10 protein-coding genes are annotated in these 13,898 nt (G+C 62.9%); 9 read left to right on the forward strand and 1 reads right to left on the reverse strand.

Going from position 1 to position 13,898, the window contains the following annotated elements; translation table 11 throughout:
* The first annotated feature begins 3 nt into the window (after positions 1-3).
* The 3 genes from gcvH (at position 4) to glyA (ending at position 4,697) form a co-directional block, all read left to right on the forward strand.
* Positions 4-384, forward strand: a complete 381-nt coding sequence (gene gcvH, locus FFS30_RS05440; protein WP_137912058.1) for a glycine cleavage system protein GcvH — start codon at positions 4-6, stop codon at positions 382-384.
* A gap of 94 nt (positions 385-478) precedes the next feature.
* Positions 479-3,379, forward strand: a complete 2,901-nt coding sequence (gcvP, locus tag FFS30_RS05445; protein ID WP_137912059.1) for an aminomethyl-transferring glycine dehydrogenase — start codon at positions 479-481, stop codon at positions 3,377-3,379.
* 64 nt (positions 3,380-3,443) lie between these two features.
* Positions 3,444-4,697 carry a serine hydroxymethyltransferase gene (glyA, locus tag FFS30_RS05450; protein WP_137912060.1) on the forward strand — a complete coding sequence of 418 codons (1,254 nt, stop codon included), beginning with the start codon at positions 3,444-3,446 and terminating at the stop codon, positions 4,695-4,697.
* 221 nt (positions 4,698-4,918) lie between these two features.
* Here glyA and FFS30_RS05455 read toward each other — a convergent pair whose 3' ends face one another.
* Entirely contained in the window at positions 4,919-5,506 is a 588-nt protein-coding gene (locus FFS30_RS05455; protein ID WP_137912061.1) for an urea carboxylase-associated family protein, read from the reverse strand.
* A gap of 553 nt (positions 5,507-6,059) precedes the next feature.
* Between FFS30_RS05455 and FFS30_RS05460 the strand changes: the two genes are divergently transcribed.
* The 6 genes from FFS30_RS05460 to FFS30_RS05485 all read left to right on the forward strand — a co-directional run bounded on the left by FFS30_RS05460 (position 6,060) and on the right by FFS30_RS05485 (position 13,812).
* Positions 6,060-8,108: a S9 family peptidase gene (locus FFS30_RS05460; protein WP_137912062.1), complete on the forward strand. Its 2,049-nt coding sequence runs from the start codon at positions 6,060-6,062 to the stop codon at positions 8,106-8,108.
* A 203-nt stretch (positions 8,109-8,311) separates the two neighbouring features.
* Complete coding sequence (locus FFS30_RS05465) at positions 8,312-8,689, forward strand: HU family DNA-binding protein (protein WP_137912063.1); 378 nt, start codon at positions 8,312-8,314, stop codon at positions 8,687-8,689.
* Between the two features lie 20 nt (positions 8,690-8,709).
* Complete coding sequence (locus tag FFS30_RS05470) at positions 8,710-9,183, forward strand: helix-turn-helix transcriptional regulator (protein WP_137912064.1); 474 nt, start codon at positions 8,710-8,712, stop codon at positions 9,181-9,183.
* 698 nt (positions 9,184-9,881) lie between these two features.
* A complete protein-coding gene (locus FFS30_RS05475) occupies positions 9,882-11,336 on the forward strand; it encodes a carbohydrate porin (protein ID WP_171014431.1) in 1,455 nt (484 codons plus the stop codon).
* 17 nt (positions 11,337-11,353) lie between these two features.
* A complete protein-coding gene (locus FFS30_RS05480; RefSeq protein ID WP_137912066.1) occupies positions 11,354-12,541 on the forward strand; it encodes a hypothetical protein in 1,188 nt (395 codons plus the stop codon).
* On the forward strand, positions 12,538-13,812 hold the full coding sequence (locus tag FFS30_RS05485) for a Dyp-type peroxidase (protein ID WP_212742405.1): 1,275 nt from the start codon (positions 12,538-12,540) through the stop codon (positions 13,810-13,812). The genes FFS30_RS05480 and FFS30_RS05485 overlap by 4 nt, the downstream gene beginning before the upstream one ends.
* Positions 13,813-13,898 lie beyond the last annotated feature (86 nt).

The following is a 13,898-nucleotide window of genomic DNA, read 5'->3' on the forward strand; positions in this document are numbered from 1 at the left end:
CCGATGAGCCAGATTCCGAACGATTTGAAATACACCGCAGAGCACGAGTGGATCCGCGTCGAAAGCGACGGCACGCTGAGCATCGGCATCACCGACCACGCGCAGCAGACCCTCGGCGACATCGTCTTTCTCGAACTTCCGCAGGTCGGCAAGACGGTCGACGCGGGCGAAGCCGTCGGCGTGATCGAATCGGTGAAGGCGGCGTCGAGCATCTATTCGCCGGTCTCCGGCGAGGTCGTCGCGGTCAATGCCGCGATCGTCGACGCGCCCGATGCGGTCAACAACGATGCCTACGCGAGCTGGCTGTTCAAGTTGAAGCTCGCCGCCGGCGCCGATACGAGCGGTCTGCTCGACGCCGCTGCGTACGCAAAGCAGATCGACTGAGCCGTCACCCACCCCATTCGATGCCGCGTATCGACTTGTCCTCCGCACGCGCGGCATCTCGTTTCAGCTACGAACCCGAACCCAGGATCGCCCGATGAACCGCACGCCCCTCACCCTCGCCTCGCTTGAAACGCACGACGCGTTCGCCGAACGCCATATCGGCCCCGACGCCGCCAGCCAGAACGCGATGCTCGCCGCTCTCGGCTTCGCTTCGCGCGCCGCGCTGATCGACGCGGTGATCCCCGCCTCGATCCGCCGCGCCGACACGCTGCCGCTCGGCGCGTTCGCCCAGCCGAAGAGCGAAGCCGAAGCGCTCGCCGCGCTGCGCGAACTCGCCGACAAGAACGAGGTGTTCCGCACCTACATCGGCCAGGGCTACTACGACACGCACACGCCGGCGGTGATCCTGCGCAACGTGCTCGAGAATCCCGCCTGGTACACCGCGTACACGCCGTACCAGCCGGAGATCTCGCAAGGCCGCCTCGAAGCGCTGCTAAACTTCCAGCAGATGATCACCGACCTGACCGGCCTGGCGATCTCGAACGCGTCCCTGCTCGACGAAGCAACCGCGGCCGCCGAGGCGATGACCCTGCTGCAGCGCGTCGGCAAGTCGAAGTCGAACGTGTTCTACGTCGCCGACGACGTGCTGCCGCAGACCATTGAGGTGGTGCGCACGCGCGCGCAGCCGCTCGACATCGAAGTGAAGGTCGGCCCTGCCGCCGACGCCGCGGGCGCGAATGCGTTCGGCGTGCTGCTGCAATATCCGGGCGTGAACGGCGACGTGCGCGACTATCGCGCGCTTGCCGAGGCGATCCACGCTGCGGGCGGCCACGTCGTCGCCGCGGCCGATCTGCTTGCGCTGACCCTGCTGACTCCGCCCGGCGAATGGGGCGCCGACGTTGCCGTCGGCAACTCGCAGCGCTTCGGCGTGCCGATGGGCTTCGGCGGCCCGCATGCCGCCTACATGGCGGTGCGCGACGAATTCAAGCGCCAGATGCCGGGCCGCCTCGTCGGCGTGACCGTCGACGCGCAGGGCAAGCCCGCGCTGCGCCTCGCCCTGCAGACGCGCGAACAACACATCCGCCGCGAGAAGGCGACCTCGAACGTCTGCACCGCGCAGGCGCTGCTCGCGATCATGGCAAGCATGTACGCGGTCTATCACGGCCCGCACGGCCTGAAGACGATCGCACTGCGCGTCAACCGCATCGCCGCGCTGCTCGCCGCTGGCGTAAAGCAGCTCGGCTACGCGACGGTCAACGAAAGCTTCTTCGACACGATCACGGTCGAGACCGGCGCGCGCACCGCGCAGGTCCACGAACTGGCGAAAGCCAAGCGCCTCAACCTGCGCCATGCCGGCGACACGCGCGTCGGCATTTCGATCGACGAAACGACGACGCGCACTGACCTCGCCGGCCTGCTCGCGCTGTTCGCCACAGCGGCCGGCGCCGCGGCACCGGCCGTCGATGCACTCGACGCCGCGTTCGGCGGCGAGGCCGCGCTCCCGGCCGGTCTCGTGCGCACGAGCGCGTACCTGACCCACCACGTGTTCAACCGCCATCACTCGGAAACGGAAATGCTGCGCTACCTGCGCAGCCTCGCCGACAAGGATCTCGCCCTCGACCGTTCGATGATCCCGCTCGGCTCGTGCACGATGAAGCTCAACGCGACCTCGGAAATGCTTCCGGTCACCTGGCCCGAATTCGGCCGCATGCACCCGTTCGCGCCGGCCACGCAGACCGCCGGCTACCGCGAGATGATCGATCAGCTCGAAGCGATGCTCGTCGCCGCGACCGGCTACGCCGCCGTGTCGCTGCAGCCGAATGCGGGCTCGCAGGGCGAGTACGCGGGCCTGCTGATCATCCACGCCTACCACCAGTCGCGCGGCGAGGGCCACCGCGACGTGTGCCTGATCCCGGCGTCCGCGCACGGTACGAATCCCGCTTCTGCGCATATGGCCGGCATGAAGGTCGTCGTCGTCGACAGCGATGCGCACGGCAACGTCGACATCGCCGACCTGAAGAAAAAGGCCGAGCTGCACGCGAACAACCTCGCGGCGATCATGATCACCTATCCGTCGACGCACGGCGTGTTCGAGCACAACGTGCGCGAGATCTGCGAAATCGTGCACGCGCACGGCGGCCAGGTCTACGTCGACGGTGCCAACATGAACGCGATGGTCGGCCTCTGCGCGCCGGGCCAGTTCGGCGGCGACGTGTCGCATCTGAACCTGCACAAGACCTTCTGCATTCCGCATGGCGGCGGCGGCCCGGGCATCGGCCCGGTCGCGGTCGGCGCGCATCTCGCCAAGTTCCTGCCGAACCAGCGCTCGACCGGCTACACGCGCAGCGACGACGGCATCGGCGCGGTGTCGGCGGCCCCGTACGGCTCGGCGTCGATCCTGCCGATCTCGTGGATGTACATCGCGATGATGGGTGCGAAGAACCTGACCGCGGCGACCGAGACCGCGATCCTCAACGCGAACTACATCGCCAAGCTGCTCGCGCCGCACTACCCGGTGCTGTACTCCGGCCCGGGCGGCCTCGTCGCGCACGAGTGCATTCTCGACCTGCGTCCGATCAAGGAGTCGAGCGGCATCAGCGTCGACGACGTCGCCAAGCGTTTGATGGACTACGGCTTCCACGCGCCGACGATGAGCTTCCCGGTGCCGGGCACGCTGATGGTCGAGCCGACCGAATCGGAATCGCAGGAAGAACTCGACCGCTTCATCGCCGCGATGATCGCGATCCGCGAAGAGATCCGTGCGGTCGAAGAAGGCCGCGCCGACCGCGAGGACAACCCGCTGCGCCACGCGCCGCACACCGCCGCCGTGGTCACCGCGAACGAATGGCCGCACGCGTACTCGCGCGAACTCGCCGCTTATCCGGTGGCCTCGCTGACGGCGAACAAGTACTGGCCGCCGGTCGGCCGCGCCGACAACGCGCACGGCGACCGCAATCTGTTCTGCTCCTGCGTGCCGATGTCGGACTACAAATAACCGTCGCCGGGGCGCAGCCTGCGCAAAGGCCCGCCCCATTCACTTCATTCCGGGGAAAGAACACATGTTCAACAAATCGATGCAGATCGCCGACTACGATCCGCAGTTGTGGAGCGCGATACAGGCCGAGGATCGCCGCCAGGAATCGCACATCGAATTGATCGCTTCCGAAAACTATGCGAGCCCGCGCGTGATGCAGGCTCAGGGCACGACGCTGACGAACAAGTACGCCGAAGGTTATCCGCGCAAGCGCTACTACGGCGGCTGCGAAAACGTCGACGTGGTCGAGCAGCTCGCGATTGACCGCGCCAAGCAGCTCTTCGGCGCGGACTGGGCCAACGTGCAACCGCATTCGGGCTCGCAGGCCAATGCCGCCGTCTATCTCGCGCTGCTCGTTCCGGGCGACACGATTCTCGGCATGAGCCTCGCGCACGGCGGACACCTGACCCACGGCGCCAAGGTCAATTTCTCCGGCAAGATCTTCAACGCCTTCCAATACGGCGTGACCGACGACGGCGTGATCGACTACGACCAGCTCGAAGCGCAGGCGCTGGAATGCAAGCCGAAGATGATCGTCGCGGGATTCTCCGCGTACGCGCGCCATCTCGACTTCGCGCGTTTCCGCGCGATCGCCGACAAGGTCGGCGCGCTGTTGTTCGTCGACATGGCTCACGTCGCCGGCCTCGTCGCCGCCGGGTTGTATCCCAACCCGGTGCCGTACGCCGACATCGTCACCAGCACGACGCACAAGACGCTCAGAGGTCCGCGCGGCGGCATCATCCTCGGCCGCGCCAACACCGACATCGAGAAGAAGATCAATTCGATGGTGTTCCCCGGGACGCAGGGCGGGCCGCTTATGCACGTGATCGCGGCCAAGGCGGTCGCGTTCAAGGAAGCGCTCGAGCCGGCGTTCGCCGTCTACCAGAAGCAGGTCATCGACAACGCACGCGCGATGGCCGCGGTGTTTATCGAGCGCGGGTATCGCATCGTTTCCGGCGGCACCGACGATCATCTGTTTCTCGTTGACCTGACCACGCGCGGCATCACCGGCAAGGCGGCCGACGCCGCGCTCGGCGCGGCGCACATCACGGTCAACAAGAACGCCGTGCCGAACGATCCGCAGTCGCCGTTCGTCACCAGCGGCATCCGCATCGGCTCGCCGGCGATCACCACGCGCGGCTTCGGCGAAGCCGAGTCGCGCCAGCTCGCCGGCTGGATCTGCGATGTGCTCGACAACATCGAAGATGCCTCGCAAATCGAAAAAGTGCGCGGTCAGGTGACCGAGTTGTGCTCGCGGTTTCCGGTGTACGCGTCCTGACAGACGGCAATCGCGGCCTCGGTAGCGCGGGCCGTGCGCGTCGACACGTAGCCGCCGGGCGATGTTGTTGCCCGACGGCTCATTCGGACTCGTCGGCCGCCTGCGCTTGCGGGTGACACACGTGCAAGGACGCACCCCGGTGTGCGCCTTTGCGTGTCGCGCGAGTGAGTCCAACCATCGCGATCAAAAAAGCTCGATGACGACGCGTCGATTCCCGCGTCCTATCGAATCACCTCGAATGCAAGCGGCCCGGTAGCTCCACCGCCATTGCACCCCGAGGCAGGACAAGCCGACAGCGCAATCGCGAGATCCATCTCGGCGCGCAGGATCATCGAGTCGCCGGCACGCGACTTCGGCGGCGCAATGATCAGACGGCCATCTGCCGCAATCTCGACGTTCATGAAAAAATTGAATGCCGTCGGCAACGGCGCCGGCTCAAGCCCCAGCTCGCGCATGGCCGAGCAGAGATTGTCGTAGCAGTTCGCGTAGTATTCCGTCACGCCGTACTGCATGCGATACATCTCGATGCTGCACGAAGAGTAGAGAAAATCGTGCCGCCCGACCGCATCGGCAACGATGGTCAGCATCGGGTTGCTGCGGTCGGACCACAGAACATCGCCCGTCGACAAATAGATTTTTCCGCCGTAGTCGAACGTGCACCCGTTCGACAGACGCTCGGCGCCGTCGTGGGAGAAGGCGAGCAGATCGCCGCTCTGTCCGCCATGCGGATCGATGAGGCGGATCTGCTCTCCACGCCGCAGCCGCAGGCCGACGCCGTGACCGGCCGGAATCACTTCGGGATTAACCATATATGCCTCCATCCTTGCACTGGCGGAAACGTCTTGTCGGCGCGACAGCGCAAGGCCAATGCGAGAGATGCGTGACTGCTGCGCGAAGAAGATCAGGATAACGCAAGCCGTTCGCAACGGTCCGTGCGGGAATAACCTTGAACTTCAATCGGGCAATTCGAGCAAAGCCGCGGCGCACGATCTTTTGCGTTCCCAAAATTTTCTGTGTGACTCGCTTCGGTCGATAAGCGCATGACGATGCGTGGGGCCGAGCTACGCGAAGCGCATCGCGACATGCGTATCCCCAAGCGCGCTCGTCCGCGCAAAGACCTTCCGCGCCTTCGGCCCTTTAGCGTTTAAACCAATTCCCGCTCCGCGCCAATCCTATCGGGCAAGTTTGTGGGACGAAGCGGGCATTGCGCCCGCACTTCATGGCAGCGAATCCATCCGGCCGACGATGCCGTGCTGACGAACAGCGCGGCATCGCGCCGATTTATGCGCGTCGATCCGCAAGGGGAAGGGGGCCGGATGCCGCGACGCGGTTCAAACACTCATTCACCCTGAGGTCCATCACATGATGCGAGCGGCTCTGTTTGTCCCGATTTTCTTTCTGCTCATGGCGACGGCGAACGCCGCACCCATCCGCAAAACGGTGGAACCTGCCGACCTGGTAAATCTGAAAGGCGTAAGCGGTGCGCAAATCTCGCCGGACGGTGCGTCGGTCGTCTACGTGGTCGATGCCGGAGACAGTTCGTCTCTGTGGGTCGTCACCACCGATCGCAAGAGTCCCGCAAGAACCATAGCGGCGGGCGACGGCTCCGAGACGTCGCCTCGTTGGTCACCCGATGGCCAGACGATCGCGTTTCTCTCAAGCCGCGCCAATCCGCATGCCGCGGACGCAAGGTTTCGATTCAGCGTCGCCAACGCAGACGACCGGATCGACTTTCATGCGAAGAGCGGCGGCGATAAGGACAGCATGGAGTCGGACGCGAAGCCGGGCCGGCAGATCTGGATCGTCGCAGCCACAGGCGGCGAAGCGACGCCTCTCACGAATATCTCGGGCAATGTCAGAAACTTCAAATGGTCCAGAGACGGCAGATTCCTGGCCTTCACCCGCAAAGACCAGGAGACCCGCGCCGAGGTGCGATCGCGGGAGCAGAAACAGGACCAGGTCGTCGTCGATCGGGTTCTGAAATATAGCCGCTTGTGGATCTACGATCTTTCCACGCGTGAGGCGCGCTTGCTGACCAAGGGCGATACCAATGTCGTCGACTACGACTGGTCGCCGGATGGAACACATATTGCCGCCACCGTTTCGGCGACGCCGCGTACCGACGACGTAGAAAACCGTCTGTCGGTTATGACCTTCTCGACCGAGTCGGGCAAGGTCGACCGCACCCTGCCCGGCTACGCCAGTGAACGCATGATCCGCTGGTCGCCGGACGGACGCGCACTGGCGTTCATACAACTGGCGCCGACGACGGACACAGGGATTCCCGTGCTGTTCGACCTGAAATCCGGAAGCAAAATCGTCGTCGGCGCCGGGATTCCCATGGGTGTCGGCGATATGGTTTGGAATGAGGACGGAAAAACTTTGACGTCCTTGGTGCTGCGCGGTGCAACCTATTCGCTAGCCCGAATCGATGCGGCGTCCGGCGCGGTGACGGATCTCGGAATTCTCGAAGGCGCCGCCGACAAGGTCACGGTCAGCCGCGATAGCCGTAAGGCGGCTTTCGTCGAAGAGACGCCGCAGCATCCTGGTGAAGTCCATGTTTTCTCGGGCTCCGTGGCGCGACCGCTTACCGACACGAATCCCCAGGTCGCCTCCTGGAATCTCGGTACTCAGCAAGCCCTGTCGTGGAAGAGTTCGAAGGACGGCCGCAGCATTCACGGCGTGCTTCTGCTTCCGCCGAACTACGACCGCACGAAGCGCTACAAAACGATCGTGCATCTTCACGGCGGCCCGGTTGGCGCGTGGACGTTGGGCTTTCATGCGTCCTGGTACAACTGGGGTCTCGTCGCAGCGTCGCACGGCTACGTCGTCCTGCTGCCCAATCCAAGGGGATCGAGCGGCCAGGGTCCGGATTTCAGCGCGGCCAACGATCGCGACTGGGGCAATGCCGAATTCCAGGACATCCTCGACGGAGTCGATCTCTTGATAACTCGCAATATCGCGGACCCGGATCGTTTGGCCATCGGCGGCTGGAGCTACGGCGGCTTCCTGACCGCCTGGGTCGTGACGCACACCGATCGGTTCAAGGCCGCCGTGGCCGGGGCAGCCATGACCGATCTGTTCGGCATGGCCACCACGACCGATATCGCACCGAGTTTCCTCGACCGGTATTTCGGACCGCTCGTCTCCAACCGGGCGTTGTACGACGCTCATTCCCCGGCGCGCTTCCTCGAAAATTGCCGCACGCCTACCCTGGTTTTGGATGGCGAGGAAGATGCCCGGGTGCCGATCAGCCAAGGCGAAGCTCTGTTCAACGGGCTGCGCTTTATCGGCCGGGAGACGCAAATGGTCCGCTATCCCCGCGAGGGGCATTTCTTCGACGAAAAGCCGCATCAGCAAGACTCGTTGGAGCGCATGCTTGCTTGGTACGACCGGCATTTGGGCGAGTAAATCGATGCGGCGCGGTCGAGCGCACACTCATCCGGATTCCGGCCGGCCGACATGCACGATCCAGAACACCTGCTGCGGAAAGGCTGCCGGCCGCCTATCCCATGTCGTTCGGGCTTGCATTTAGGGTGGCGCGCGATCAGTCTGTCCCATAAGATCGCCATTGCTCGTCTCTATCAACATCAACACCGCTACAGGAAAAAAACATGGCTGCCAAAAAAGCTACCAAGAAAGCTGCACCGAAATCTGCCTCCAAGCCGGCTGCAAACAAGCCGATCAAGCAAGCCCTCAACAAAACCGGTCTGGTCGAATACATCACCGGCGCATCCGACGTCGTCGCTAAGGACGTTCGCGCTGTGCTCGCCGCGCTGGAAGGCGCCGTAATCGGTTCGGTCAACAAGAACGGCGCGCGCACGTTCACCCTGCCGGGCCTGTTCAAAGTCACGGTGGCCGCGATTCCGGCCAAGCCCAAGCGCAAGGGCATCAACCCGTTCACCAAGCAGGAACAATGGTTCGCGGCGAAGCCGGCTTCGGTCAAGGTCAAAGTGCGTCCGTTGAAGAAGCTCAAAGACGCTGCCGCTTAATCAGGAGCTAAAGACCAACGATGGCCAATATCGGCTCACTGCTGAAAGACGAAATTTCGCGGCTCAGCAGACGTGAAATTCGCAAGGCCATCGCGGCCATACAAAGAGCGTCGGCGTCATACCGTCGTGACATTGCTGCGCTGAAACGCCAGGTGGCAGCGCTGCAGAAGAAGTCCGCCTCGTTTGAAAAACGGGCGGACTTCGCGGCCAAGGGCAAATCCACGGAGTTGCCCGATCGCCCGGTTCGATTCGTGGCGAAGGGATTGCGTTCACTGCGCTCACGGCTCGGCTTGTCCGCGCCACAACTGGCGCTGTTGCTCGGCGTCAGCGAGCAATCCGTTTACAACTGGGAAACCAAGAAGGCGACGCCGCGCAAGGAGCAGCTGGCGGGAATCATTGCGCTACGCGGTGTCGGCAAGCGCGAAGCCCACGAGCGTTTGGCCGCCGTCAAATCGACGCCCGCTGCGCGAAAAAAGAAAAAGGTCTCGGCTTAATAAGATCGGAAGTCGAACCTGGCGGTTAAGCCGCTTGGCTGCCCGTTCCTTCTGCCTTAAAGAGAAGCACTTGGGCTGGAGGGAGTTCGCGATGTTGCAGACTGTCCTGGTCGATCTTTTCTAGTCACGAAGCGCCCTCTCGCACATTCCCAACAGTGCGCTATAGGAATTCCGCTCAATTGACGGCGCACGTGGGAATGCGCAACGGAAGAATTCCGATAGCGGTGTTCTTCATATCTTGCATCGTCAATTCCCGCGCTTTGGTCCAAGTTCCGATCAAGCGATGAGTCAACCTTAGTCTTGCACGACACTCAGTTTCGCCGAGACTTCGCTTCAACCTCGCCGCAGGCCCAGCGCGAGTCCGTCGCTGGCATTCCGCGCTTAATCCGTCATCGCAAACATTGCGATGACGACGATCGGATCGCTGCGGTCACCAGATCGGCCATCAGGCAGTCCGCTTGAGCAAATAACGGGGCGTGCTCCGTCTGCGCTGCAGTGGGCAACTTTTGAGAACTTCAGCGCAGCGCGCGCGCAGTCGCCCGATTCAGTGCTCTGACGCTCGATGAGGCGATTGAGTATTCGTCAGGAATCTGACAGGAAGAATCAATAATAATAATGATTCGCATCTGCGATTTCTCAATCCGCCCGATCGATCCGTCCGCCGCATGAATTCACCTCAAATGTCTACGACAAGGTTTTTGACGAAGCTCTTCACCCCGGCCGCAGCTTGGATAGCCAGCATTGTCTATTCGAGCGCGGCGACCGCGGCTCCTCCACCTATCTCCATTCCTGCATCGGGTGACGAGAGCCAAGTCACGCCGTCCGGCCTCTTCGGCTTCGTCGAAGGGATCAACCGCAGCCCCGCTCTGCTCGGCGATATGTGGGGTTTGCGCACGTTCCTGAGCCAGTACGGCATCTCCCTCGCCTTGCAGGAAACCAGCGAGGTGCTCGGCAACGCGTCGGGCGGTACCCATCAGAGCTTTAAGTACGACGGCCTGACCCAAATGGTGCTGCAGCTCGACACTCAGCGTGCCTTTGGACACTACGGCGGCCTGGTCAATCTCAGCGTTCTGAATATCCACGGCGACAATCTGAGCGCGCACAACCTGCAGACGCTGCAGACCGCAAGCGGCATCGAAGCCGATCGCGCCACACGCCTGTGGGAATTTTGGTACGACCAGAAATTTTTGGAGGAAGACCGGCTCGATATCAGAATCGGCCAGCAAAGCCTCGACCAGGAATTCATGGTGAGCACCAACGCCCAGGTTTTCGTCAACACCATGTTTGGCTGGCCCATGCTGCCTTCGGCCGACATGCCCGCAGGCGGCCCCGCGTATCCGTTGTCGGCACTCGGAATCCGATTCAAGGCAACTCCGGTCAACGGCTTCAACATTCTGGCCGGTGTATTCAACGGCGATCCGGTGAAGAACGACAACGGCACCGATCCGCAATTGCAGAATCGACACGGGACCAATTTCCCGCTGGGAGACGGTTATCTCGCCATCGCGGAATTGCAGTATTCCTATCCGGCGCTCGGCAGCATGGTCGAGCCCGATGCGCAGGAACCGTTGGGCTGGACGTATCGGCTGGGCGCTTGGTACGACAGCAAGCGCTTCGCCGACCAGCGCTTCGGCACGGATGGATTGTCGTTGGCCGATCCGGCGAGCAACGGCCTCCCGCTGCAGCACAAGGGCGATTGGGCCTGGTACGCCGTCGCCGACCGCCTCGTTTGGCGGGACACCAAGGATCCCAATCACACCATTGCGGTTTTTGGGCGCGTCATGAGCACTCCGCAGAAGGACCGCAATCTGATCGACCGCAGCATCAACGCCGGCGTGGTAGTGCATAGCCCTTTCCCTTATCGCACCGACGACACCTTCGACGTTGGCGTCGGCTACGCCCACGTCAGTCGCCAGGCCGGGCTGTTCGATGCCGACAATATCGACTACGGCACGCGCCCCGGAGGCCCGATCCGCAACGACGAGACGTATGTCGAAGTTACCTACCAGTATCAGCTCAAGCCATGGATCGTGTTGCAGCCCGACCTTCAATACGTGTGGCGCCCCGGAGCAGGCGTACCGCTGCCTAATAACCCGCTGGGCCGAATCAAGAACGAGCTGGTGCTCGGCTTGCGCGCCAACATCGCTCTTTAGCCAAGAGGTATATCCGCATGTACACCGCCCGTAATCCGCTGCGTCCTGCGGCAACGAAAAAACTGCGCCGATGGCGCACGACGGCCGTCTCGATATCACTGGCCGGGATGGCTGCGATGACGTTGTCCGCCCATGCCGAAATCAAGGGCATGCTGGAGACCATCCACAAGCACAAGTTCCTCAGTTCCACCGTTGCTCCGAACGGCGACCTCAATCCCTACGCCGTCGTCGTCGCGCCCGTATCCGCGGGCCAGATCGAGCAGGGCGACGTCTTGGTCGACAATTTCAATAGCATCGCCAATCTCCAAGGCACCGGCACCACCATCATGCGTTACCGGCCAAGCACGAAGGAAATGAAGCTGTTCGCGCAGTTGCCGCAGAAATTGAAGGACTGCCCTGGCGGCGTGGGATTGTCGACCGCAATGACCATGCTCAAGAGCGGTTGGATCATCGTCGGCAGCACGCCGAGCACGGACGGCACCACGGCGACCAAAGGCGACGGGTGCCTGCTGGTGCTCGACGCCGACGGCAAGCACGTCGCGACCTGGGCCGGTCCGACGATCAACGGTCCTTGGGGCAATATGGCGGTCGTCGACAAAGGCGACCATGCGACTCTGTTCATCAGCATGGCCGGCTTCGGTCTGCAGGGACCGAACGTCATCGATCCCGACACGAAGTTTCCGGTCAAGCAGTACAAAGCCACCGTGCTGCGGCTGGAAATCAGTACCCCGGCGGGCAAGCCGCCGGTGCTTGAGAGCCAAACAGAAATCGGCAGCGGATTCGCGCAGCGCGCCGACAAAGACAATTTTCTGTTTGGACCCACGGGTCTCTTCCTCGGCACCGACGATACGCTCTACGTCACCGATGGTTTGGACAACGAAATCACTGCGATAGCCGACGCCAGCACACGCACGGACAGTGCCGGCAAGGGTCGCCTGATCACCAAGGAAGGGTTGCTCGCGTGGCCCCTGGCCATGCTGGTCACGCCGCAGGGACACCTGGTCGTCGCCAACGGCAAAAACGGGCAGGCCGTCGAAGTCGATCCGCAGAGCGGCAAGCAGATCTACGCGCATTGGCTCAACACCGATCAGGCGCAATCGCCGCCCGGCAACGGCAATCTCTTTGGCGTGGCCCTGGCGCCCGACGGCAAGAGTTTTTACTACGTGGAAGACGACATCAATTCCTTGCGGGTCGCCACGCCGTGAGTCGCCACATCGACTGCGACAGCAAGGGGCGTCGACTCTTCCTGGCGCGCTCGGCCGCCGCCACGGCAACGCTCTCGCTCGGAGCGGCAACGCTCGGCGACGCTCGCGCCGGGACGATCAGCGATGCAGCCGCCGCCAGGACCGAACCGTTCTGGGGCGCACACCAGGGCGGCATCCTCACTCGCATCCAGCGGCACACCTATTTCATTGCCTTCGACCTCGTCACCGACCAGCGCAACGACGTCATCAAGCTGCTGCGCGCGTGGACTCAGGCTGCTGCCGAGATGACGGCGGGTTCTGCCCGCATCGCCGCAGGAGCCGACAAGGATCAACCCGGCGCAGAATCGGGCGCCGCGACCGGCATACCCCCTTCGCGCCTGACTGTCACTTTTGGCTTTGGTCCGACGCTGTTCGACAAAGACGGCAAGGATCGCTATGGACTCGCCGCAAAGCGCCCGGAAGCGCTCGTCGACATGCCCAAATTTCCGGGGGATCAGTTGATCCCCGAGCGCACCGGCGGAGATTTGTCCGTGCAGGCAAGCGCCGACGATCCGATGGTGGTGGAAACCGCAGCGCGTCATTTCGCCAAGCTGGCTTCCGGCATCGCCGTGATGCGTTGGGCGCAAATGGGATTCACCGGCGGCTACGCAGCGGGTGAAACGGGGCGCAATCAAATGGGTTTCAAAGACGGAACGATGAACCCCAAGACGTCCGCAGAGATGAATCAGTTCGTCTGGGTCGGCAAAGAAGGACCCGCCTGGCTTCAAGGCGGAAGCTACATGGTCATTCGGCCTATCCGCATCGCGCTCGAACACTGGGACGAGATGAAGATCGCCTTCCAGGAGCGAAGCGTAGGCCGCGAGAAAACCAACGGAGCCCCGCTCGGCAAGAAGCATGAAAACGATCCCCTGGATCTTGCGCGTGAAGACAAGGAAGGCAACTCCGTCATCCCCGAGGAGTCGCACGTCGCGCTGTCTGCACCCGAGAACAACGGCGGCGCCCAGATCCTTCGGCACGCATTCAACTACGACAACGGTATCGCAAAGATCGCCGAGCGCTGGCCGCCATGGCGGCAAATCGTCACTTTCGATGCGGGACTGTTGTTCCAGTGCTATCAGAAAGATCCGCGCACCGGATTCATCAGGCTATTTGCGAAAATGGCCGTGGTCGACATGCTCAACCAGTTCACCACGCATACCGGCAGCGCCCTATTCGCCTGCCCGCCAGGGGCAAAACCAGGCGAATTTATCGGCCAGGATTTGTTCGCCTGATCCAAGGGCTGCCTCGGCGGCCCACTCTTCATCAACGGCCGGAGCACAGGAGCGTCCTCCATCCCGGGTCGATTGCGTGCGCCCCG

This window comes from Rudaea sp. 3F27F6 (assembly GCF_005503555.1).
Taxonomy (GTDB): Bacteria; Pseudomonadota; Gammaproteobacteria; order Xanthomonadales; family Rhodanobacteraceae; genus Rudaea.